The following is a 23,315-nucleotide window of genomic DNA, read 5'->3' as shown; positions in this document are numbered from 1 at the left end:
TCACCGAAAATCGCACGAAACCGGCGGACGGTGTTAGCGTGAAACCTTCACGAACAGCCCGGTGTGCGGCGGAAGGTGTATCGAATGCGCTCGACCATGAAATTGGCTTTCGCCTCTGGCGGTGTGGCTTTGATGCTGGCCGGTGCCGGCGTGGGGGCAGGCATCGCGGCCGCGCAGCCCGACGTTGACACGATCGTCTACTCGAAATGCACCTACCCACAGGTCGTTGCGGCGCTCAACGCCGAATCGCCGGAACTCGCCAACCAGTTGGTGTCGGCCCCCGCGGCAACCGGCTGGCTGCAGACCCTGATCGCTGCATCACCTGAGGTTCGTCGCGACATGATCGCGCAGGCTCAGGCCACCCCCGGGGCGGAGCAGTTCACCCCGATCGTCGTGCGGGTGGCCAATACCTGCAGCAATTTCTGAGCTCAGCCTCGAAAGCCGTCGGGGTCCACGCGCCTCAGGACAACAGCCAGTCGTTGGGTGAGAACAACTCGCTGTGGATCTGCGCGGCCGGTATCCCGCGCGCCATCAGCTGAGTACGCACCGCCTGCACGAAACCGTTGTTGCCGCACAGGTAGACATCGGCCCCGACGGGCAGTGTCACGCCGTCCAGTGTCAGCAGCCCGGGATGCGCGCCGGGTTGCCCGCCGGTCAGGCCGTCCTCGTACCAGACGTCCAGCGCAGCGTTGGGCAGGGCGGCCAGCAGTTCACGCTGCCGCTCCCGCAGCGGATGGCTCTGATCGGAGCTGTCGGCGTGCAGCGCCTGCACCACGGTGTCAGGTGCGTCGGCGGCGAGAAATTCCAGTATCCCGATCATCGGGGTGATCCCGATTCCCGCGGAGATGAGGACCACGGGCCGATCCCCCGTCGGGGTGGGCAAGTCTCCGAACGGCACCGTCACGTCGAGGATGTCGCCGACGCACACGTTGGCGGCGATCCAGGTGGAGACCTCGCCCGCGGGCTGGTCGGCTGTGGCGCCGACGGGTTTGACCGCGAACGTCAGATCCGTTGCTCCCGGCGCGTTGACGAGGCTGTACTGGCGCAGCTGCCGGGCACCGTCGGGCATAGTGACGCCCACCGAGACATACTGTCCCGGCGAGAATTTGGTGAGCGGCTCACCTTCGGGCCGGACAGTCAGCAGCACCGCGCCGGACGAATCGTCGACCCTGGAGACGACCCGTGCGCGCCGGTAGACATCTCCGTCGCACACCCCCGCCGCCGCGTAGAGTTCGCGCTCCAGATCGATCAGCGTCTGCGCCATGATCCAGTACACCCGGTCCCAAGCGGCGGCCACCTCCTCGGTCACGGTTTCGGCGCCCAGCACCGCGACGATCGCGGCGAACAGGTTGTCGTGCACGATCGGGTACTGGTCGGCGGTGACGCCCAACGACGCGTGCTTGTGCCCGATCCGCGACAACAGTTCGGCAGGGTGCGGAAGGTCGGGGTCGACGAGGTGGGCGGCGAAGGTCGCGATCGATGCTGCCAGCGCCCTCTGCTGTGCGCCCTGGGCCTGGTTGCCGCGGTTGAACAGGTTGCGCAGCAGCGCCGGGTGGTTCTCGAACATCAATCGGTAGAACTCCGCGGTGATCTCGTCGATGTGTGCGCCGATGAGCGGAAGCGTTGCGGTCACGATGTCGGCGTGCTGCGGTTCCAGTTCGAGTGGGGCGGCGGCAATGGCGGTCATCGGGCGGTCCTTTCGCTGAGTTGACGGTCGGGCTGGTGCCCGAGCCGAGACTGTGGCCCAGAGATCACGAGAAGTCCTGCGTCCCTGGTCAAATCACTGATCGTGTACTCGTCGAGCTCGCGGTAGAACGCCTCCTTGGCCGCGACCAGGGCGTGCCGCAACCGGCATGCGGGCACAAGCGGGCACGGATCGGCGCCATCGCATTCGATGACTTCCCTGTCGCCCTCCAGACGCCGCACGAGCCAGCCCACCGACGCCTGTCGTCCCGCGTCGGTGAGGGTCAGCCCGCCGATCCGACCGCGCCGCGCCTGCACCATGCCCAGTTCCGTCAGTCGGGCGACTGCCTTGGCGATGTGGTGCTCGGAGGCGTTGGCGCCGACGGCGATGGAGCGGGTGGTGATCCGCTTGTCCCCGGCCTCGCCCGCGGCCAGCAGCATCATGGCGCGTAGACCGAGGTCGGTGAACCGCGTGAGTTGCATACTACGGACCGTAGTAATTCGGCATAGCCGATGCGACTGTTGCGGGTGTGTGCTTGAACACCTCGCCACGTGCGGTTTTTTGATCAGCGGTTATAGGCCAACGGCCGCGACCTCAGGCGCCGTGGATGTGCAGCCCGTGCGCGGCCGCGTAAGCCAGTGCCTGGTCGACGTCGATTTTCGCGCCGCGCACGGTGGCGGTGGTCCACAGCGTCGGGTCGACGCGCGCGCCCCGCAGATCGGCCTCGTCGAACCGGGTGTTCTGCACCCGCGCCCCGGTCAGGTCGGCCCCACGCAGCACCGCCTTCCGCAGGTCAGCGTCCACCAGGCCGGTTTCCCGCAGCCGGCAGCCGGAGAGGTCGACGCCGCGCATGTCGCATCCGCCCAGAACGGCCAGCGTGAAGTCGACGTCGTCCAGCGTCAACGGTCGCAGCCGGGCCTGGGTGAACACCGATCCCAGCATGCTGCACTGCTGAAAACTGCTGTGATGCAGGGTGGCCCGCTCGAAGGTGCAGTTGCGGAAAGCCGAACCGACGTGCACGGACTCGGTGAGGTCGCAACCGCGGAAGTCGCACTCATCGAACACCACGCGCTGGGTGCGCAGCCGGCTCAGGTCTTCGTCGCGGAAGTCGTGTCCGCTGAATTCCCTTTCGGCCCAGACCGTTTCGGAGGCGTCCACTCAGCCGGGTGAAGCCGTGAGGCTGTCGAGGGCGTACTCGGTGACCGTGATCAGCGCCGATCGGGCGGACTGGCGATCGCGGGCGTCGATGGTGATCACCGGCACCCGTTCGGACAACGCCAGTGCCTTGCGCACCGCGCCGACGGGATGTCGTGGCGCCCCGTCGAATTGGTTGATCGCGATGACGAACGGCAGCCTGCGCGCCTCGAAGAAGTCGACCGCGGCGAAGCTGTCGGCAAGACGGCGGACGTCGACCAGGATGATGGCGCCGATGGCGCCGCGCACCAGGTCGTCCCACATGAACCAGAACCGGCGCTGCCCCGGGGTGCCGAACAGGTACAGCACCAGATCTTCGGCCAGCGTGATGCGGCCGAAGTCCATTGCCACGGTGGTGGTGTTCTTGTCCGGGGTGGCGTCGAGCCCGTCGACGCCTGCCGACGCGTTGGTGACCAGCGCTTCGGTTCGCAGCGGCATGATCTCGGAGACCGCGCTCACGAACGTGGTCTTGCCCGCGCCGAACCCGCCGGAGATGACGATCTTGGTCGCGGATGAGCGCTCGCGCGAAGACCATGTTGAGGCGGCGGTCTTTTCGCCGCGGGTGGCGGCGTGGCGCCCCTCAGAGTGCCCTAAGGCCACGCAGCGTCCTTCCTATCAGTTCGCGCCGTTCGTCCAGGGTCGCCGCATCCTCGAGGGTGGTGTGCACCCGCAGATACCCCTGCGTCACGAGGTCACCGACCAGCACCCGTGCCACACCAAGCGGCAAGGATAGCTGCGCGGCGATCTCGGCGACCGACGGGTGGTCGTCGCACAGCCGCAGGATCTGCCCCCGCACATCGTTTCCCGGCCACTGCACCGGCTTGTCGTCGGGCAAGGTCTCGATCGGCGCCTCCAGCGGCAGATAGACGGTCGGATCGGTGCGCCCGGCCGTCAGGATATAGGGCCGCACGAGGCTTGGCTCGTCTGCGACATCCCGCTCCCAATGGTCCATGTGCCGCTCACGAGTGCGACGGTGCGCGCCGCCGTCCCGACTGAACCACGGAACCCACCCGTTCCACCAATATCGCCATCTCGTAACCGATTTGGCCGATGTCACAATTGCGCGTCGCCAGCGTCGCCAGGTTGGAGCCGTCGCCCACCCGCATCAGCAGCAGGTAGCCGTTCTCCATCTCGACGACCGACTGCAACACGTGGCCGCCCTCGAACAGCTGCGCGGCGCCGGTCGAGAGGCTGGCCAGCCCCGACGCCACCGCGGCGAGCTGATCCGCGCGTTCGGTCGGGATGTGCTCGCTGGCCGCCATCAACAGGCCGTCCGCGGACACCAGCACGGCGTGCGAGACCCCCGACACTTCCCTGGCGAATTTGGAGACCAGCCAATCAAGCGAGGCGCGCTGCGTCGGACGCGGCGGCAGATCGGTCATTCGTCTTCTGTTCCTCTGGTCTCTCGCGCATGTGACCGCCCGGCGTGCACCCCGCCGAAGTGGCTGCTGATGCTCGCGCGGACAGCCTCGGGGTCGAGGTGCGGCGCCGATGCTACCTCGTGGCCGGTGCCCGGCTGTGCGGCGTCGATGCGGTGCCGTGCGTGCTCGACGGGCTCGTCGGCGTCGGCGGCGTCGGCACCGCCCGGTACCAGCCGGGCGCCGGGCTCGCGTACCGGCAGGCCCTCCTCGGTGTGGCGCAGCACCGGCGCCTCCTCGGCGGCGGCCGCCGCCGACCAGCCGTGGTCCCATACCGATTCCCAGTCCAGGTCCGTGCTGTTGGCCAACTCGGTCGGGTCGATCAGCCACTCGGAGAGCATCTTCTGATAGATCGCGTCGTCCGAACCCGCGGTGTCCGACGGCTCGGCGGCGCCCGGGGCCGCGGGTTCGGGCTCGGGTTCGGCGGGCGGCGGCTGGGCCGCCTGCGCCCGCGCCGCGAAGAAGCTCGAGGTGTCGGTCGGGCGAGCGGTGCTCGTCGGCTGCGGCGACGGTGTGCCGGAGATGCCGCTGGCCCCCGGGTCGCGTTGCGGTAGCAGTGTCAGCGGTGTTTCGGCATGGCCGTTGGAGTCGGCGTCGCCGAGCGCGGCGGCCTCGTCGTCGAAGGAGTCGTCGTAGGAGTCGTCGTAGTGGTCCTCGTCGAGCGCGAGCGCGGTCGCGATGCCGGCATGCGCGTCGGCGGGCCTGGCGTACTCGGGGGTGCTGAACTGGTCGGTCGCCTCGGCGTCGGCCAGCAGCTCGGCCGGAATGTAGACACCGGCCGTCGTACCCGAATTCGGTTCGCCCGCAACGGTACTGCGCAGCCGCACCACGAGACCGTGTTGGGCGGCGAGGCGGCCGACCACGAACAGGCCCATGTGCCGCGCGGTGTACGCGGTGACCTCACCGCCCGACTGCAGCCGGGCGTTGGCGACCCGCAGATCCGATTCGGTCATCCCCAACCCGATGTCGCTGACCTCGATGACGAGGCCGCCGTTGCCGGTGTGCACCGCCGAGACGCGCACCTGCGAGACCGGCGGCGAGTAGCGCAGCGCGTTGTCGAGCAGTTCGGCGAGCAGGTGCACGATGTCGCCTGCGACCTCGCCCACGATCTCGCTGTCGGGCACGGTGGCGGTGACCACCCGGGTGTAGTCCTCCACCTCCGAGGCGGCGGCGTTGATCACCGCCGAGACCGGCACCGGCTCGGCCTGCTCCCGCGGCACCTTGGCGCCCGCGAGCACCAGCAGGTTGGCGCCGTTGCGGCGCATGCGCGCGGCGAGGTGATCCAGCCGGAAGAGGCTTTCCAGCCGGTCGGGGTCTTCCTCGTTAAATTCCAGCCGGTCGATCAGCGCCAGCTGCTGGTCGACGAGTGAGCGGCTGCGCCGCGACAGCGTCTCGAACATGTCGCCGACCTGCAGCTGGAGCCGGGACTGTTCGGTGGCCAGCAGGAGCGCCTGCTCGTGCAGCTCGTCCACGGCGTGGGCGACCTGCCCGACTTCCTCGGAGGTATACACGGGGATCGGCTCGACCGGAGGGGACTCGCCGCCGGCGCGGACGTGGTCGATCTCGCGGGTGAGGTCCTCGTGGGCCACCTTGAGCGCGCTGTCGCGCAGCCGGCGCAGCGGCCGCACCAGCGACCGGGCCACGAGCGCGACCACGACAAGTGCCAGAAGTATCACCACCGCGACGATCACGGAATCGCGGATGAGCGCGGTGCGCGCCGTCGGGGCCTTCTCGCTCACGGCCGAGGTCACCGAGGCGGTGGTGCGCTCGATGATCTGACGGGCGATGTCGTCGGTGGCGTTCACCGAGGCCAGCAGTTCGGGGTTGTTGACCAGCGGAACAGCCGGATCCGTCATCGCGGCCATCCGCTTGACGAACTCGGCCTGCAACTTCTGGGCGTCCGGTGACGCCACACCGAGCACCTGGCTCATCCCGAACAACGTCGACGGCTCGGTGCCCGCGAGCGCGATCATCGAGGTGCGCAGCTCCGGCTCCGGCAGCTCGCCACCGCGGGTGATGATGAGCGTCTGCATCATCATCTGGCCCCGCGCCCCGATCGCCCTGGACAACCCGGCGGTCTCGGCGCGGATCCGTTCGTCGTCCACGCGGACCGACCCGTTGATGGCATCCTCGGCGGGCAACAGCAGCAACGCGTAGGACTGGATGACCTCGCGCAGCCCGATGCTGTTGGCGGTGACCTTGTCCATCAGCGCCTGACCGCCGTCGACCAGGGTCTGCACGCCGTCGCGGACGTCGGGCGCGACGTCGACGGTGGACAGCTGGTCCTGCAGTCGCTGGCGACTGGCGTCGAACGCGGTCAACGCCGCCTGGGCGTCGCCGCCGGTGGCCCGCGCGAGCATCGCCGCCTCGAGGGTGGCCATGTAGTTCTCGACGGTGGGCAGCAGGTCGACGCGGTCGGCTGCCAGGCGCATCTCCGACGCCTCAGTGGCACTGCTGTAGATGCGGAGGCCGCCGAAGGTGGCTGCCACCACAAGCGGCACCAAGACGATCGCGAGCACCTTCCACCGGACCGGCCAGTTGGTCAGCGACCATCGCGACGGCCGCTTGATCGGCGGCTCTGCCGTGCGTTCGAAGTCGACGAGCGTGCCGTCGGATTGCTTGAGCTGTGAGAAGGCGCTCATCGAGGCTGGCCTGCGTTATCGGCCGGGTGTCCGCAAGTCAGTAATGGCGCGTGGTTCATATGGCTTCCTGTTGACTTCGCCCATGTAGGGGCGGGCGTGTGCTACGCCTGGCAACTGGTCGAGTATGACAGCGATGTGCTGCGGATTCCACAATTCTTACTGAACAGACAGACTTCATGATCGTCCGTCGGCCGCCGACCGTGATGTTGGAGCAAAGGCGGCCGACGCTCGATTGGAAAGCGAAGGTGGGCAGGGCTTTTCGCCGCGTTCACCCCGCACGCTCAGTTTCGCGGCGCCGTGATGGATCATGGCCCAATGTTTCGGCTGCTGTTCGTGACGCCTCGCATCGCGCCGAACACCGGCAACGCGATCCGAATGGTGGCCGCCACCGGATGCGAACTGCATCTGGTCGAGCCGCTGGGGTTCGACCTGTCCGAACCCAAACTGCGGCGCGCGGGCTTGGACTACCACGACCTGGCGTCGGTCACCGTGCACCGTGACCTGGCCGCGGCGTGGCAGGCGCTGATGCCTGCGCGCGTGTTCGCCTTCACCGCGCACGCCGCGACGTCGTTCACCGACATCGCCTACCAGCCGGCGGACGTGTTGATGTTCGGGCCGGAACCCAGTGGGTTGGACAGCGCGACGCTGGCCGATCCGCACATCACCGCCCAGGTTCGCATCCCGATGCTGGCCGGGCGACGCTCGCTGAACCTGTCGAACGCCGCCGCCGTCGCCGCCTACGAGGCATGGCGCCAGCACGGGTTCGCGGGCGCGGACTGAGCGCTCGCGCCGGCGCGCCTCACCAACCGTCGAAATGGACGATCTGCTCGACCGGAAGCCGCTTGGCCGGACGGAAATCGGTGCCCTTGGTGTAGGCGATCGGGAACAGCCCGCCCTGGCTGTACTTGTCGAACGGGATGCCGAGCAGTTCGGCGGCCTGTTTCTCCCCCTCCCCGACGAGGTGCAGCGTGGTGTACGCCGAGCCCAACCCTCGCGACCGCAACGCCAGCATGTAACTCCAGACCGCAGGCAGCAGCGAACCCCAGAACCCCGCGCTGACGCCCGCGGGCGCGCCGTCCGGGCGACCCTCCAGGCACGGCACCAGCAGCCACGGCGCCCGGTGCATCTGCTCGGCCAGGTAGCTCGCCGAGGACACCACCCGCTCCCTCTGGGCCGCACGGCTGTCACCGTCGGGATACTCCGGCGGGGTCTGGCTGCGATACCACGTGAAGTTGTTCCGGTAGATCTCGGCCAGTGCCTTCTTCTTGTGCTCGTCCTGGACGAAAACCCACTGCCAGCCCTGCGCATTGGACCCCGTCGGCGCCTGCACGGCCAGTTCGAGGCACTCCAGCAGCACGTCCTTGGGCACCGGCTTGTCGAAGTCGAGCCGCTTGCGCACCGACCGCGTCGTCGTCACGACTTCGTCGAAGGACATGTTCAAACTCTGCTGGGCCGTCATTCCGCTGAGACTACATTCGCTTCATGACAGTCGAATTCGCGCAAGAGGTGTCCCGCAGGCTGGAGTCGGACAATTACGGTTGGCTGACCACCGTCGCGAAATCGGGCCAGCCCGTCCCGCGGCTGGTGTGGTTCTACTTCGACGGCGCCGACATCACGGTCTACTCCGAACCGGGCGCGGCCAAGGTCCGCCACATCAGGAACCATCCTCGGGTCAGCCTGCACCTGGACTCCGACGGACAGGGAGGCGGAATCATCGCCGTCGGCGGCACCGCGACCGTCGACGCGGAGAATGCGAACCCGTTGCAGGACGAGCGGTACCAGAAGAAGTACCGCGAGCACGCCGCCAGCCTCGGTTTCACCGACGAGTTCCTCGCCGCCTACAGCACCCGACTGAGGATCAACATCGACAAAGTATGGACAACCCCGACCGCCGAATGATCTTGAAATAGGTTCGCTACGACCGGCGCCAGACCGCCGGTAATCGTACGCACACGCCGGCATCGAATCGCCGTTTACCGTCGCCGAGTTCGCCAGCATCGACGGCTTTCGGATAATTCCGCCGCAGCATTCGGCAAAGTTATTCGGCAGAAAGGCCGTTAACCTGCAGATCCGGCTGCGACCAGTGGCGATGCCCCAGCGCGGCACCCGCACCCCACCCTTTGCTAAAGCGTCAATTTTGCGCCGATTTGCATCCCGCAGCAAATTTCTCGGCGGATTCCCTGACCGGCAATGGGGGTAACTGTGGCTGATAAGAATTGTTTTTTGAATTTGCATGCAAACTAGCTAGCTAATACGTTAATTTGTCGATACACGTCCGTGGCTCATTGATCCGCGACTGAGGGGAAACCGATGAAGCGTCTGCACACTCGCCTTCGAGCGTTTGCTGTTGCGACCGTCATCACGATGGCGCCGATGTCGCTCATGCTCACCGCGACGACGGCCCAGCAGAAACCGCGCATCGACCGGGTCGCGCTGGAGTACGTCCTGACTGCGGGCATCGTCGAGTCCGGGACGACGGTCGGTATCGCCGACTCCGACCTGTGGGCCTTGTCGACACCGGACCGCAAGCTCGACACCGCGGCGGTCGACCGGCACCTGGACGAGATGCAGGCCCTCGGTGTGAACACGGTCCGCGTCGTCCTGCCGTGGCGGGGTAACGAGCCGTTCCGGCCGGGCACCTTCCCGCCGGCGGTGGAGGAGGCCGCCTGGGCGAGAAGCGACTACATCGTCAACGCCGCGGCCGACCGAGGAATGGCGATCGTCGCGGTGCTCGCCCACGGACCGGACTGGGCCGGTGTGGACCCGAACATGGACTGGTCGTTGATCGGGTTCGAAGAGCCCCCGCAGCCGCATCTGTTCGGCGAGTACGCCGGGCGCGTGGCCGCCCGGTACGGCGACAAGATCGCCGCATACGAGATCTGGAACGAACCGAACTACGTGCGGGCCTGGGCGCCGACGATCGATGCCGCCGCCTACACGGAGATGTTGAAGGCCGCCTACACCGCGATCAAGGACGCCAACGGCGACGACCCCAACGATCCGCTCGTGGTGGCCGGCGTGCTCGGCGCCGTGATCAGCAGCCCCGTGACCCTGGATCCGGTGCGGTTCGTCGAAGGGATGTACGCGAGCGGGGCCAAGGGTTACTTCGACGCCCTGTCGTTTCATCCGTACCACTACACGCTGAAGTTCTCGGAGGGCATCACGAACGACATCTGGCGCTCGCCCCTCGAGCAGTTGATCGAGATCAGGCAGCTGATGCTCGACAACGGCGATCAGGCACTGAAGATCTGGGCCACCGAGTACGGGCTGCCCACCTTCGGCGCCGACGCGGTCTCCGAAGAGCACCAGGCCGCGTTCATCGAGGACTTCCTCAACACGTGGAAGGACCTCAAGGATGCGGACGGCACCTCGTATACGGGTCCGTCGTTCATCTACACGTTGCGTGATCGCCTGGTCGACGGTGTTCTGACGGCGGGCACGTCGCTGGGCATCTTCAACGTCGACTGGACCGCGAAGCTGGCGGCCAAGGTGATCAAGGACTTCATCGAGGAGAACCAGGTCCCGCAGGAGCCCGAGGAGCCGGAGGAGCCTGTGGAGCCGGGCCTTCCGAACCTGGGCGAGCAGATCGCTCAAGCCCTGCAGGCGTTCTTCCAGCTGATCGCCAATGCGGTGCAGGGTTTCATCAGTGCGATCACCGCGTTCGTCAACTCGATCGCGCAGGCGATAGCCAACATCTTCCGGCCGTTAGGCGCCGCGGCCGGCGCGCTGCCGGCAGATGTGCAAAGCGAGGTCGCTGCGGGCGCCGACATGGCGGCCATGTCATGGCGGACGGTATCTGCGGCACAAGATGATGCCGAGGACTCGGAAGATTCGGCGGCACAACAGGTTTCGGACACGGATGTCGCCGAGGCCGCGGTGACCGAGACCGAAGAGCCGACGGCGGTGGACGAGTCGGTCACCGAGGAGGCGGCCGCCGAGGAGACGGTCACCGAGGAGGCGGACGCGGTCGAGGAGCAGGTTCCCGCCGCGGAGCCGGAGGACGGCGGCGTCGACGTCGACGTCGACGCCGACGCCGAGACCGAGGAGACCGAGACCGAGACCGACGCTCAAGCGGAGGCCGACGACCTCGCCGGCGAGGAGGCCGCCGAGGACGACTCACGCGAACCGGTACGCACCGGTCTGGTGGCCCGGCCCGGGCAGGTGGGGTCGGACGGCTCTGACGACACGGACTCCGACGACACGGATTCCGACGACTCGGACGATGCGGGGGAAGCTGACGACGCAGGTGACGACGGCTCTTCGAGGGGTGGGCCGAAGTCGGGATCGGAGGCGAGCTAGCGAAAGTCGCGGCTTCGCAAGCCGATAGCCATCGTGAGCTGGCCCATTCGGTCGGCGACGACGGTGACTGCGCCGGTGGCGTTCTGCACCTGCCCCCGGATCAGCAGGGCGCCCGCCGTCTGGGCCAGCTTGCGATGGCGTGTCCAAACCCCTTGCGAGCACAGGATGTTGACCATCCCGGTCTCGTCCTCGATGTTGATGAAGGTGACCCCCTGCGCCGTCGCGGGCCGCTGGCGATGGGTCACCGCCCCGGCCACCAGCACCCGGGTTCCGTCGGGAACCTCCAGCAGCTTGTCCGCCGGTACCACGCCGAGCGCATCGAGATCCGCACGCAGAAACTGTGTGGGAAAGCTGTCCGGTGAGATACCGGTGGCCCACACATCGGCGGCGGCCAATTCCAGTTCGGTCATGCCGGGCAACGCGGGGGTCGTCAACGACGACCCCACTCCGGGCAACCGGTCGTGACGCTCTCTGGCGGCGGCACCCGCCGCCCACAGCCCTTCACGCCGCGTGATACCGAAGCAACCCAGTGCACCCGCGGTGGCCAGCGCCTCGGTCTGGGGAACGGACAGCTGCACCCGCTGGGTCAGGTCAAGCAGGGAGGCATACGCCCCGTTGGCATTTCGCTCGTCGACCATCCGCTCGGCAAGCTCGTCACCGATGTGGCGGATGCCGGCAAGGCCGAGCCGCACCTCGGTGCCGTGGTTCTCCAGCGTGGCGTGCGCGAGGCTGGCGTTGACATCGGGGCCGTGCACGGTGACTCCGTGCCTGCGGGCGTCGGCGACCAGCGACTGTGGTGAGTAGAAACCCATCGGCTGCGCCCGCAGCAAGGCCGCGCAGAATGCTGCCGGATGGTGCAGCTTGAACCACGACGAGTAGAACACCAGCGAGGCGAACGACAGTGAATGGCTCTCCGGGAAGCCGAAATTGGCGAAGGCCTCCAGCTTCTCGTAGATCCGGTCGGCGACATCGCCGGTGATGCCGTGCCGTTGGCGCATCCCGTCGTAGAACCTGTCCCGCAGCCGGCGCATCCGCTCCGTCGAGCGTTTGGACCCCATCGCACGGCGCAGCTGATCGGCCTCACCGGCCGAGAAGCCCGCGCAGTCCACTGCCAGCTGCATGAGCTGCTCCTGGAACAGCGGAATACCCAACGTCTTTCGCAGTGCGGGTTCCATCGACGGATGGTCGTAGGTGACCGGTTCGACACCGTTGCGTCGCTTGATGTACGGATGAACCGAGCCGCCCTGGATCGGGCCCGGGCGGATCAGCGCCACCTCGACCGCCAGGTCGTAGAACACCCGGGGTTTCAGCCGGGGCAGCGTAGCCATCTGCGCGCGCGACTCCACCTGGAACACCCCCACGGAGTCCGCCCGTTGCAGCATCTCGTACACCGCCGGTTCGGACAGATCCAACCGCGCCAGGTCCACCTCGATGCCCTTGTGTTCGCGTACCAGGTCGATGCAGTAGTGCAGCGCCGAGAGCATGCCGAGCCCGAGCAGATCGAACTTCACCAAACCGATTGCCGCGCAGTCGTCTTTATCCCATTGCAGGACGCTGCGGTTTTCCATGCGCGCCCACTCGACCGGGCACACGTCGGCGATCGGCCGATCGCAGATCACCATGCCGCCGGAGTGGATCCCCATGTGCCGGGGCAGGTTGTGGATCTGCGTCGCCAGGTCGACCACCGGTTCCGGGATGCCCTCGACGTCGGGTGAGTCGGCCAGCCCGTTCCACTGGCTGATCTGCTTGCTCCAGGCGTCCTGCTGCCCTTGCGAGAATCCCAGCGCACGTGCCATGTCGCGCACCGCGCTGCGGCCACGATAGGTGATGACGTTGGCCACCTGCGCGGCGTAGTCGCGACCGTAGCGGTCGTAGACGTATTGGATCGCCTTCTCCCGCAAGTCCGATTCGATGTCGATATCGATGTCGGGCGGACCGTCGCGCGCCGGGGACAGGAACCGTTCGAACAACAGCTCGTTGGCGATGGGGTCGACGTTGGTGACTCCTAGTGCGTAGCAGACAGCCGAGTTGGCCGCCGAACCCCGGCCCTGAGCCAGGATATTGTTCTGGCGGCAGAACTGGGTGATGTCGTGCACCACCAGGAAATAGCCGGGGAACTTCAGCTGTTCGATGGTCTTCAGTTCGTGCTCGATCTGGGCGTATGCCCGCGGCGCCCGCTCCGGCGGGCCGTACCGGTTGCGCGCCCCCGCCATCACCAGATGCCGCAGCCAGCTGTCCTCGGTTTCGCCGGGCGGCACATCCGGGTACGGCGGCAGCTGCGGGGCGATCAGCGCCAGCTCGAATGCGCACTGCTCGCCCAACTCGGCCGCCGCGGTCACCACTTCCGGGCAGTGGGCGAACAGCCGGGCCATCTCCTCGCCCGATCGCAGATGCGAACCACCCAGCGGGGCAAGATAACCCGCGGCCTCCTCCATCGAGTGGCGGGCCCGGATCGCCCCCATCGCCATGGCCAGCCGGCCGCGCGACGGTTCGGCGAAATGCGCACCGGTGGTGGCGACAACGCCGACACCGAAGCGGGGTGCCAGCTCGGCCAGCATCGCGTTGCGTTCGTCGTCGACGGGGCTTCCGTGGTGGGTGAGTTCGACGCTGACCCGCTCGGCGCCGAACCGGTCCACCAGATCGGCGAGCGCATCGGCCGCCGCCTCCGGCCCGCCCGTGTAAAGCGCTTGGCGCACATGTCCTTTACGACAGCCGGTGAGGATGTGCCAGTGCCCGCCCGCCGCTTCGGTCAGCGCGTCGTAGTCGTAGCGCAGCTTGCCCTTCTCGCCACCGGCCAGGTGCGCCTTGGCGAGCTCGCGGGACAGCCGCCGGTAGCCTTCCGGGCCGCGGGCCAGCACCAGCAGGTGCGGGCCGGGCGGATCTGGGTCCTCGGTGCGGTCCCCTCCCCCCAGCGAGAGCTCGGCGCCGAACACCGTAGACATGTCCAGTTCCTTGGCCGCCTCGGCGAAGCGCACCACGCCGTAGAGCCCGTCGTGGTCGGTCAGCGCGATCGCGCGCAGATCCAGGCGGACGGCCTCCTCGACGAGTTCCTCCGGTGTGCTGGCGCCGTCGAGAAAGCTGTACGCCGAATGCGCGTGCAGCTCGGCATACGGGGTCGAGGAGCCGGGCCGGTCGATGTCGGCCGCCTGGTATGCCGCGCGCTTGCGGGACCAGGCGGGGCTGTCACCGCCATCGCCGACCTGCTGCTCGTCGTGGTGATACCCCCCGCTCGCGGGGGAAGGCCAGCCGGATCGGCGCGGCTTGCCGTTCAGCACCCGCTGCATTTCGGTCCAGCTCGGCGGACCGGTGTGCCAACCCACGAGGGCCAGTGTATCGAACTGATGTTCGATACACTGCTAGCCGGCCATCAGCACGGTCGCCGCTCCGGCGGCCAACAGCCCCGCCGTCTGTCGCCCGTGAGGCGCTCGTGCAGCACCAGGATGCCGAGCAGCACCGGGATCACCGGATACAGCGACGCCAGCGCCACGGCGACGGCCACGATCTGGTGCTGGGTCGCCAGGAAGTACGAGATCAGCGCCGCGGCGGCCAGCGCTCCCGAGGCCAACGCGAGGACAAGCGGGCCCTGCGACACGCGAAGCGCCTGCCGACCGGCGACCACCAGCGCCGAGACGAGCACACCCAGTGCTCCGGCGCGTCCGGTGGCTACGGGCCAGAAGCCCGACGCCGGCGAGGCCTGCGCGAGCGCGAGATATTGCACGGCGATGCCCACCCCCGCCAACAGCCCGTCACCCGCCCCGCCGGGGTGAGCGCCCGCATCTGTCCGGCGACCGCTCGAGACCCACGCTGACCAGAGCCGACAACGCGATACCCGTGACCGCGCTGGTCGGGACGACCACCGACATCGCGCCGTGGCTCATGCCGCGGAACAGAAAGACCATCCCGGCGGCGGTGCCGATCCCCGACAACGCTCCCCACCACAGATCGACCGCCGACGGTGACGGCGCGATCGCCACCAGGGCCGCGACCACCGCGACCACCAACCCGCGAGCTGACCGAGCAAAGCGACAACGACATAGTGGGCCCGCCGAGACGCCAAGCCGCCGACGAAATCTGAGGTGCCGTAGAACAGCGCCGACCCCAGCGCGAAGAGCCAGCCCGTCACCGCGGCGACTGTCTTGGGCTCGGCCCGACCGACCAGGCACCCAAGGGCTCGGCTCCTCGCTCATGCACTCGTCATGCATACCGCTCCCCGCCCGAATCCACCAGCCAACAATCCATCCCCGTGTAGTGCAGTCATCGAATCAGCTTGCGTGGTCATACTTTTCACTCTGCTCACGATCGGGAGGGTCGGTGTTGTTGTGGAGGAGCTCGTCCGGGTGATGGGCGTGGTTGATGGCTGGTGCGGTCGTGCCGTCGGTCCATGCCAGGCGCCCGGTGGGGGTGACGACGGTGTGCAGCCGGCCTTCGGTGACTTGTTTGTGGTCGGGTCCGCAGGCAAAGAACAAAGTGTCGGCATCGGTGGTACCGCCGGCGGCCCAGTCGGTGCTGTGGTGCACTTCGCTGTGATAGCCGGGGGCCAGACAGTTCGGGCGCACCGCCGCGCTGATCGCTTCCACATAGCAACGGGTCTCTGGATCAATCCAGCCGCTCAGCCGCGACATCCCATCACAATCCTGCGGCCCCAACCTCAGGCCGCGCCGCCGTGCTCGGTCCTCTTCGCTGAAGTGCCCGTCGGGGTTGAAGATCTCATCGATACGCCGCCCAACCGCGGTGACGATATCGGCATCGCCCTTGACCGCCTGGCGCACCAGGCTGGCCTGCACATCGTCACGGTCGGTCACCGACACATTGGCCGGTAACCGATCCAGCGCGGTGCAGATCGCCTTGAGGTGATCCTCTCCCAGCAGGCCTCGCTCGACCGCGGCGCCAACCTCGGCCAAATCGGCGGGCAGCGGCGGGCCGGCCAGTTGCCGGCGCGGACATATCCGCTTGGCGAGTTTGAACCGGCGTTTGATCTCACGCGGAGGGATGCGCAGCCGCGCCCACAATCGATCCATAATCCCCACGGCCATACCGGTCCCATCGGGCGGGTCGGCGATCTGGGAGAACACCAGATACATCAACCCCCGATTGGCCCGCTGCTGGTTCTCCAACCGCTCAGCGATCACCAACCGAAAATCACTGCCCACCTCGTCACAGGACAACTGCCTCAACTCGTCATAGGCGGCATCGACCTGGTCCAGCAACACGCCCACCCGCTCACGCGCCACCTCACCTGATACGAAACCACCCATACCCCAACGCTATACAGCAACCGCACCAATTCAGAGGGCTCAGCGGTTCCAAGACACAATCTGTGGATCAACTCCCCATTGGGGATAGCTCAAGCACAGACCCGAGAAATGTCAGTACCGCATGCTAGAAGCAGCCGCTCACGGCAAATCCTCGACGCCGAACTGATCCCGCGGCACCACCACCATCGGCACGTCCAGCACCCGCAGCATCTTGGCCGCCGTCGAACCCAGGAACAGGCGCTTGGGCGCGCTGAGCCGGCTCGACCCCACCATGATCAGATCGCCGGCCTGCCAGTCGAGCTTGCCCACCGCGTCCTCGATGGAACGCCCTTCCACGACCATCGATGTCACCGGAAAGCCTTCGGGCAGGCGCAGTTTCGCTGCCTCATGGGTATGCCGCGCATGTGCGAGCGCCCGCTCGCGAACGGCCTCGTCGTCACCGCGCAACACCCCGAAGACCGGGTCGAGCGCCACCAGCGAGACCAACCGCAACGGCGTTCCTGCCGCCCGGCTGAACCGAACTGCGGTGTCCAGCAACAGATCTGCTCCTTCACGCTGACCGATCGCGCACGTCACCTCACGTACCCGCTCGGCCGACGAGTGCCGGGTGCCGCGCGGCGCGACGGCCACCGGCAGCGGCGCCGAGTGCAGAAGTTCGTTGACCACCGACCCCAGCGAGAAGCTCGCCGCCAGCCCGCCGCCCGAGCCGCCCACGACGATGAGCTCCGCCTCCACCCGGGCCGCCTCCTTGATCAGCGCGTCGGCCGCCGAATCGTCGAACGCGATATGGCTGCGCACCACCACGTCGTCGGGCACCATTGCGCGCGCGGCGGCCAGCCATTCCTCGGCTTGTTCGGTCAGGTGCTCGCGGTAGCGGCCGATCGGCGCCAGCGACGGCGGTACCCGGTCGGCCGGCAGCACCAGGCACAGATCGAGTTCACCGCCGAGCGTGCGGGCCAGCCGAACCCCGAGCGCCACGGCGTCGGCGCCCCCGGGAGTGGCCAGGTACCCAACGACGATCCTCATCGAAACAACCACCGCCCTCTGGCGACGCGGAACGAAGACGTCGCCGCGATCATCCTGTCAACCGGCGGCCGGTGATATCGGTGGATCGACCCGATTGGGTCGAACGGGCACAGCGCGTCAGTCGCTGTATTCGGCGGTGCCGTCCTCGAGCACCAACCGCGCGTCCGAGCCGTCGGGGTTGGACGCCTCGGTGCGGAACACCGCGTGACCCGGTTCGGTGCGCCAGATCGAGGTGGTCAGCGTGTCGCCGGGAAACACCGGAGAGGTGAACCGGGCGGCGATCGCGTTGACCTTTCTCGCGTCGTTGCCGCCGAGTTCGGCCACCAGCGCGCGCCCGGCCACACCGTAGGTGCACAGCCCGTGCAGGATCGGCTTGGGGAAGCCGGCCAGCTCGCGCGCGAACCACGGGTCGCTGTGCAGCGGGTTGCGGTCACCGGAAAGCCGATAGATCAGCGCCTGATCCTCACGCGTGGGCAGGGCGATCTTCGAATCCGGTTCGCGGTCAGGGATTTCCGGTGCCGCCGGGCGCTGGCCGGGCTGCCCGCCGAATCCGCCTTCGCCGCGGATGACGGCCGTGGTCAACGTCTCGGCGACCACCTTGGAGGTGTCGGGGTCAGTGCCGGTGGCCTTGAGCATGACGATGGCGTTCTTGCCCTCGCCCTTGTCCTGGATGTCGGCGACTTCGGCGACGACGCTGAGCTTGCCCGCCGGCGGCAGCGGCTCATGCAGCCGGATGGCCTGCGAACCGTGAAGCAGCATGGCGAAGTTGAACGATCCGATCAGGCCGGCGGCGGCGAACGGCAGGCAGGCGATGACGGCATAGGTGGGCAGCACCTGCTGCTCGATGCCGTGGCTGTTTTCGGTCGTGAACTGCAGGTCCGCGGTTCCCGCCCCGACACCCAGCGCGTAGAGCAGCGTGTCGCGGTCCGTCCATTCGAACAGTTGCGGGTCGGTCTTGGCGCCGATGGAGTTGGGATCGAGGGGCATAGACGGACGATAGCGTGCTGTCCCGCGCGCATTGACGTTTCCCCCAGCAGGGGCGACGATGCTCGGATGAGTTATGTCGTTACCGGCGGTACTGGGTTCATCGGTCGCCGCGTGGTGTCGCAGCTGCTGGCCCGCGACGAGAACGCCGAGGTGTGGGTGCTGGTCCGGAGAGGATCGCTTTCCCGGTTCGAACGGCTCGCCGACGGCTGGGATGACCGGGCCAAACCGCTGGTCGGCGACTTGACGGCGCCCGCGCTGGGGCTCACCGACCGCACGATCGGCGAACTCGGCGCCGTCGACCACATCGTGCACTGCGGTGCGGTCTACGACATCACCGCGCCCGACGCCGTCCAGCGTGCGGCCAACGTGGAGGGCACCCGCGCAGTCATCGAGTTGGCGAGCCGGCTGGACGCCACGCTGCATCACGTGTCCTCGATCGCCGTCGCGGGGCGCCACCGCGGCGAGTTCACCGAGCACGACTTCGACCTCGGCCAGGAGCTGCCCACCCCGTATCACCAGACCAAGTTCGAGGCGGAGCTGTTGGTCCGCTCGGCGCCCGGGTTGCGGTACCGGGTGTACCGGCCGGGGGTGGTGGTCGGTGATTCGCGCACCGGCGAGATGGACAAGGTCGACGGGCCCTACTACTTCTTCAGCCTGCTGGCCAAGCTGGCCCGTCTGCCGTCGTTGACACCGGTGGTGCTGCCCGACGCCGGCCGCAACAACATCGTGCCCGTGGACTTCGTGGTGGATGCGTTGGTCGCGCTGATGCACGCCGACGGCCGCGACGGGCAGACATTTCACCTGACCGCACCTAAAACCGTTGGGCTCAGGGGCATTTACCGTGCTGTCGCGCAAGAGGCCGGTCTGCCGCCGTTGCGGGGATCGCTGCCGTCGGCGACGGCGACGCCGTTTCTGCGCGCCACCGGGCGCGCCAGGGTGTTGCGCAACATGGCGGTCACCCAGCTGGGTATTCCCGGTGAGATCCTCGACGTGGTCGATCTGGCGCCGACGTTCACCGCGCACCACACCGCAGAGGCGTTGCGCGGCACCGGGATCGCACCGCCGGAGTTCGCGTCGTACGCGCCGAGGCTGTGGCGCTACTGGGCCGAGCACCTCGATCCCGACCGTGCCCGCCGCGCCGACCCGGCCGGGCCGCTGGTCGGCAGGCATGTGATCATCACGGGCGCCTCCAGCGGGATCGGGCGGGCATCGGCGATCGCGGTCGCCGAACGAGGTGCGACGGTATTCGCGTTGGCGCGCAACGCCGATGCGCTCGACGAGCTGGTGGCCGAGATCCGCTCCGCGGGTGGGCAGGCACACGCATTCACGTGCGACGTCACCGATTCCACCTCGGTGGAGCACACGGTCAAAGACATCCTCGGCCGGTTCGGCCACGTCGACTATCTGGTCAACAACGCGGGCCGGTCGATCCGGCGCTCGGTCGTCGCCTCCACCGACCGGCTGCACGACTACGAGCGGGTGATGGCCGTCAACTACTTCGGTGCGGTCCGGATGGTGTTGGCGCTGCTGCCGCATTGGCGTGAGCGCCGCTTCGGTCACGTGGTGAACGTGTCGAGTGCCGGTGTGCAGGCACGCAATCCGAAGTACAGCTCGTACCTGCCGACCAAGGCCGCGCTGGACGCCTTCGCCGACGTGGTGGCCACCGAGACGCTCTCTGACCACATCACATTCACCAACATCCACATGCCGCTGGTCCGCACGCCGATGATCGCGCCGTCGCACCGGCTGAACCCGGTGCCGGCGATCAGCCCGGAACACGCGGCGGCCATGGTGGTGCGGGGACTGGTGGAGAAGCCGGCCCGCATCGACACGCCGCTGGGCACGCTCGCCGATTTCGGCAACTACCTGACCCCGAAACTCTCACGACGCATCCTGCACCAGCTCTATCTCGGCTATCCGGACTCCGCGGCGGCCCGCGGCCTGGCGCAGGAGTCGTCGTCGACGCAGACGTCGACGCAGACGCCGACGCGGCGCCCGAAACGCCCGGCGAGCCCGCCGGTGTCGGTGCGGGTGCCCAGGCCGATCAAGCGCGCGGTGCGCCTGGTACCCGGTGTGCACTGGTAAGTGCCCCGGCCTATCGTTGGCGGCGTGAGCGCGCTGCCGGTCTTCGTCGACGTGGACACCGGAGTCGACGACGCGATGGCGCTGGTGTACCTGTTCGCAAGCGATGACGCCGAGGTTGTCGGCATCGCTTCGACCGCCGGAAACGTCGGGGTGGAACAGGTCTGCACGAACAACCTTGCGCTGCTGGACTTGTGCGGCGTCGACGTCCCGGTGTCGAGGGGCTCGGCGAAGCCGCTCACCGCACCGCTGCGCACCGCCGAGGACACCCACGGCCCCGAGGGCATGGGCTATGCGCAACTGCCCGCGCCCGATCGCAGGCTCACCGAGTACGACGCCGCGCAGGCGTGGGTGCGGGCGGCCCGGGAGCATCCCGGTGAGCTGATCGGCGTGGCCACCGGTCCGTTGACGAACCTGGCGCTGGCGCTGCGCAGCGAGCCGGCCCTGCCGCGACTGCTGCGCCGGCTGGTGATCATGGGCGGTGCGTTCGACTACCGCGGCAACACCACGCCGGTGGCCGAGTGGAACGTCAGCGTGGACCCCGAAGCCGCGGCCGAGGTGTTCGCGGAGTGGGGTGGGTCATGGGGCGGCGAACCGCCCGCACATCTGCCGATTGTGTTGGGGCTCAACTTGACCGAGCACATCGTGCTGACACCCGAGCTGCTGGGCAGGTTGGCGGCGGCCGCGGAGTCGTCGTCGGCGCCGATGAGCCCGCGCGACGACCCGGGCACGCGCTCGGCGGCGGACAACCCGTTGATCGCGGTGCTCGAGGACGCGATGCGGTTCTACTTCGAGTTCCACTATTCCCAGAGCGAGGGTTATCTGGCACACCTGCACGACCCGTTGGCGGCGGCGGTGGCGTTGGACCCCGATCTGGTCCGGTGCCGGCCGACCACGGTCGACGTCGAGTTGACGGGCACGCTGACCCGGGGGATGACGATCGCGGACTGGAGCCACCGCTGGGGCCGGGAACCCAACGCGCTGGTCGGTGTCGACGTCGATCCGGCGGCGTTCTTCGAGCGGTTCATCGCGCGCGTCGGCGCCTTCGCCAAGCGCCTGCGCTGACTTCCTTTCGGTGAGCAGACGTGAAAACCCCTGAAAACACCCCATTGTGGGGGTTTTCACGTCTGCTCGCGCAAAAAGAGGGCTACTCGTAGATGCCTTCGAGATACCAGCGCCGCTGCCGGTAACACAGCAGCAGGGCCTGCGCCGGCTCGGTATCGAGCAGCACCTGCGCGCGTGCCGTCCTCCCCACCTTGGCCCGCTGGGGATCCCACCACCGCTCGTCGACGGGCCACGGCCCCGCCCACCAGGCCAGCCGGCCGTTCCGACCACCTTTACCGGGCGCCACCAGCTGCCACGGGTCGGTGGAGAACAGTCCGCGGGCGGTCACCCGCACCGGATTGCCGTCGGCGTCGACCAACTCGACCGGGTCGTCGAGCAGCACGGTCGGTGACGGTTCGGGCAGCTGACCGGGCCACGGCTGGCGGGGATCGGCCCGCGGCACCTGCTCGTCGCCCAACGGTGTGAACGTGATGCGCTCGGCGGGCCCCCGACCGCCGGACAACACGGGCATCTGCACCGCCTCGGGGCCGAGCAGCCCCTGGACCCGCACGAGCGCGCGATAGGCACTGTCGGTCATCTTCGCTGGGGGTCCCCACAGCGGCAGCTGCAGCGCCTCGGCCGAGACCACCTCGACCGGCCGCAACCGGATCATCGTGATGGGCGCGGTGGGCCGCTCGTCGGGACGGCGTCTGTTCAGCCAGCCGTCGAGCTGCCAGCGCACCCGGTCGGCGGTGGCGTCCTCGGTCAGCGGCTCGGCGCAGCGCCAAACCCGTTCGAGCTCTTCACCGTTGGCGGAGACCGCGTGGATGGCCAGCCGGGTGCATCCCACCCCGGACGACTCGAGGCTTCGATGCAGGCTGCTGGCCAGCGATCGCCCGGCGAACGCCGCAGCGTCCACCCGGTCGATGGGCGGGTCGCAGTTCATGACCGCGTCGAGTTCGGCGGCGGGCTCTGCGCCCGACGGGCCACGGGCAGGCTCGCCGCACGCGAACCGGTGCGCCACCACCCCGTCGGCGCCGAACCGGGAGGCGACATCGCTGCGCGACAGCGCCGCGAACTGCCCGATGCTGCGGATCCCCATGCGCCACAGCAGGTCTACCAGCTCCTGACGTCCGGGGTCGGCCAGGCTTGGCTCGGCGGCCAGCTGCCTGATCGACAGAGGCGACAGAAACGCCGCGTCCTCCCCTGGTTCGACGATCCGGCCCGCCCGGGCGGCGAACACCGCGGTGGGCAGCTGATCGGCGATGCCGACCTGGCATTCGGCTCCGGCCGCGGCCACCGCGTCGATCAGTCGCTGCGCGGCGGCCTCTTCGGAACCGAAGTAGCGGGCCGCCCCGCGGATCGGCAGCACCAGCAGGCCGGGACGCAGCACCTCGGCCCGCGGCACCAGATCGTCCACCGCGGCCGTGACGGCCTCGAAATGGCGGGCGTCGCGTGCCGGGTCGGCGGTGACCACATGCAGTTCCGGGCAGCGCGCCTGCGACTCCCGGCGGCGCAGTCCGCGTCGCACACCGGCCGACCGGGCCGACGCCGAACACGCGATGACGCGGTTGGCCAACGTCACCGCGATCGGAGCCGTCGGCGGTAGGCCCGCCGCGGCGGCCGCGGCGACCGCGGGCCAGTCCATGCACCAGATGGCCAGAACGCGGGACTGCATCGCACA

Annotated in this window: 21 protein-coding genes; 6 read left to right on the top strand and 15 right to left on the bottom strand. The window is 68.2% G+C overall.

Going from position 1 to position 23,315, the window contains the following annotated elements; translation table 11 throughout:
- Positions 1-84 precede the first annotated feature (84 nt).
- Complete coding sequence (locus MELE44368_RS12245) at positions 85-426, top strand: hemophore-related protein (protein WP_128108737.1); 342 nt, start codon at positions 85-87, stop codon at positions 424-426.
- A 34-nt stretch (positions 427-460) separates the two neighbouring features.
- On the opposite strand, the gene MELE44368_RS12240 is transcribed toward MELE44368_RS12245, so the two are convergent.
- The 7 genes from MELE44368_RS12240 to MELE44368_RS12210 form a co-directional block, all read right to left on the bottom strand.
- Positions 461-1,687, bottom strand: coding sequence for a globin domain-containing protein (locus tag MELE44368_RS12240; protein WP_128108736.1), 1,227 nt, complete (start codon positions 1,685-1,687; stop codon positions 461-463).
- Positions 1,684-2,166 (bottom strand): RrF2 family transcriptional regulator, encoded by a 483-nt coding sequence (locus MELE44368_RS12235; protein ID WP_128108735.1) that lies wholly within the window; start codon positions 2,164-2,166, stop codon positions 1,684-1,686. The genes MELE44368_RS12240 and MELE44368_RS12235 overlap by 4 nt, the downstream gene beginning before the upstream one ends.
- A gap of 112 nt (positions 2,167-2,278) precedes the next feature.
- Complete coding sequence (locus MELE44368_RS12230) at positions 2,279-2,842, bottom strand: pentapeptide repeat-containing protein (protein WP_128108734.1); 564 nt, start codon at positions 2,840-2,842, stop codon at positions 2,279-2,281.
- Positions 2,843-3,478, bottom strand: coding sequence for a GTP-binding protein (locus MELE44368_RS12225; RefSeq protein ID WP_128108733.1), 636 nt, complete (start codon positions 3,476-3,478; stop codon positions 2,843-2,845).
- Entirely contained in the window at positions 3,459-3,830 is a 372-nt protein-coding gene (locus tag MELE44368_RS12220) for a DUF742 domain-containing protein (protein ID WP_128108732.1), read from the bottom strand. Before MELE44368_RS12220 ends, MELE44368_RS12225 begins: the two co-directional genes overlap by 20 nt.
- A gap of 7 nt (positions 3,831-3,837) precedes the next feature.
- Positions 3,838-4,260 carry a roadblock/LC7 domain-containing protein gene (locus tag MELE44368_RS12215; RefSeq protein WP_128108731.1) on the bottom strand — a complete coding sequence of 141 codons (423 nt, stop codon included), beginning with the start codon at positions 4,258-4,260 and terminating at the stop codon, positions 3,838-3,840.
- Positions 4,257-6,938, bottom strand: a complete 2,682-nt coding sequence (locus tag MELE44368_RS12210; protein ID WP_128108730.1) for a HAMP domain-containing sensor histidine kinase — start codon at positions 6,936-6,938, stop codon at positions 4,257-4,259. The genes MELE44368_RS12215 and MELE44368_RS12210 overlap by 4 nt, the downstream gene beginning before the upstream one ends.
- A 315-nt stretch (positions 6,939-7,253) precedes the next feature.
- Here MELE44368_RS12210 and MELE44368_RS12205 point away from each other — a divergent pair, with 315 nt between their 5' ends.
- Positions 7,254-7,718, top strand: a complete 465-nt coding sequence (locus MELE44368_RS12205) for a tRNA (cytidine(34)-2'-O)-methyltransferase (RefSeq protein WP_128108729.1) — start codon at positions 7,254-7,256, stop codon at positions 7,716-7,718.
- Positions 7,719-7,737: 19 nt separating this feature from the next.
- Here MELE44368_RS12205 and MELE44368_RS12200 read toward each other — a convergent pair whose 3' ends face one another.
- Complete coding sequence (locus MELE44368_RS12200; protein ID WP_128108728.1) at positions 7,738-8,397, bottom strand: nitroreductase family protein; 660 nt, start codon at positions 8,395-8,397, stop codon at positions 7,738-7,740.
- A 23-nt stretch (positions 8,398-8,420) separates the two neighbouring features.
- Between MELE44368_RS12200 and MELE44368_RS12195 the strand changes: the two genes are divergently transcribed.
- Together MELE44368_RS12195 and MELE44368_RS12190 are read left to right on the top strand one after the other, a co-directional pair.
- Positions 8,421-8,837, top strand: coding sequence for a TIGR03667 family PPOX class F420-dependent oxidoreductase (locus tag MELE44368_RS12195; RefSeq protein WP_128108727.1), 417 nt, complete (start codon positions 8,421-8,423; stop codon positions 8,835-8,837).
- Between the two features lie 474 nt (positions 8,838-9,311).
- The gene (locus tag MELE44368_RS12190) at positions 9,312-11,237 is read left to right on the top strand and encodes a cellulase family glycosylhydrolase (RefSeq protein ID WP_164890098.1); all 1,926 of its coding nucleotides are present in this window, start codon (positions 9,312-9,314) and stop codon (positions 11,235-11,237) included.
- Here the strand turns inward: MELE44368_RS12190 and MELE44368_RS12185 are convergent.
- The 6 genes from MELE44368_RS12185 to MELE44368_RS12165 form a co-directional block, all read right to left on the bottom strand.
- Positions 11,234-14,557: an error-prone DNA polymerase gene (locus MELE44368_RS12185; RefSeq protein ID WP_128108725.1), complete on the bottom strand. Its 3,324-nt coding sequence runs from the start codon at positions 14,555-14,557 to the stop codon at positions 11,234-11,236. The genes MELE44368_RS12190 and MELE44368_RS12185 overlap by 4 nt on opposite strands.
- Positions 14,558-14,604: 47 nt before the next feature.
- The gene (locus MELE44368_RS27075) at positions 14,605-14,955 is read right to left on the bottom strand and encodes a DMT family transporter (protein ID WP_241566585.1); all 351 of its coding nucleotides are present in this window, start codon (positions 14,953-14,955) and stop codon (positions 14,605-14,607) included.
- Positions 14,956-14,983: 28 nt separating this feature from the next.
- Complete coding sequence (locus tag MELE44368_RS27070) at positions 14,984-15,238, bottom strand: DMT family transporter (protein ID WP_241566584.1); 255 nt, start codon at positions 15,236-15,238, stop codon at positions 14,984-14,986.
- 261 nt (positions 15,239-15,499) lie between these two features.
- Positions 15,500-16,492, bottom strand: a complete 993-nt coding sequence (locus tag MELE44368_RS12175; RefSeq protein WP_128108724.1) for a DUF222 domain-containing protein — start codon at positions 16,490-16,492, stop codon at positions 15,500-15,502.
- A gap of 138 nt (positions 16,493-16,630) precedes the next feature.
- Positions 16,631-17,518 (bottom strand): universal stress protein, encoded by an 888-nt coding sequence (locus MELE44368_RS12170; protein WP_128108723.1) that lies wholly within the window; start codon positions 17,516-17,518, stop codon positions 16,631-16,633.
- Between the two features lie 117 nt (positions 17,519-17,635).
- The gene (locus tag MELE44368_RS12165) at positions 17,636-18,505 is read right to left on the bottom strand and encodes a MaoC family dehydratase (protein WP_128108722.1); all 870 of its coding nucleotides are present in this window, start codon (positions 18,503-18,505) and stop codon (positions 17,636-17,638) included.
- 66 nt (positions 18,506-18,571) lie between these two features.
- On the opposite strand from MELE44368_RS12165, the gene MELE44368_RS12160 reads away from it, so the two are divergent.
- Together MELE44368_RS12160 and MELE44368_RS12155 are read left to right on the top strand one after the other, a co-directional pair.
- On the top strand, positions 18,572-20,590 hold the full coding sequence (locus tag MELE44368_RS12160) for an SDR family oxidoreductase (protein ID WP_128108721.1): 2,019 nt from the start codon (positions 18,572-18,574) through the stop codon (positions 20,588-20,590).
- A gap of 33 nt (positions 20,591-20,623) precedes the next feature.
- The gene (locus MELE44368_RS12155) at positions 20,624-21,652 is read left to right on the top strand and encodes a nucleoside hydrolase (protein WP_128108788.1); all 1,029 of its coding nucleotides are present in this window, start codon (positions 20,624-20,626) and stop codon (positions 21,650-21,652) included.
- Between the two features lie 82 nt (positions 21,653-21,734).
- Here MELE44368_RS12155 and MELE44368_RS12150 read toward each other — a convergent pair whose 3' ends face one another.
- Positions 21,735-23,309, bottom strand: coding sequence for a DNA polymerase Y family protein (locus MELE44368_RS12150; RefSeq protein ID WP_128108720.1), 1,575 nt, complete (start codon positions 23,307-23,309; stop codon positions 21,735-21,737).
- Positions 23,310-23,315 lie beyond the last annotated feature (6 nt).

Origin of the sequence: Mycolicibacterium elephantis DSM 44368 (genome assembly GCF_004014805.1) — a bacterium.
Taxonomy (GTDB): domain Bacteria; phylum Actinomycetota; class Actinomycetes; order Mycobacteriales; family Mycobacteriaceae; genus Mycobacterium; species Mycobacterium elephantis.
The sequence above is the reverse complement of the archived record's forward strand: the minus strand, read 5'-3'. Positions and strand labels throughout refer to the sequence as shown.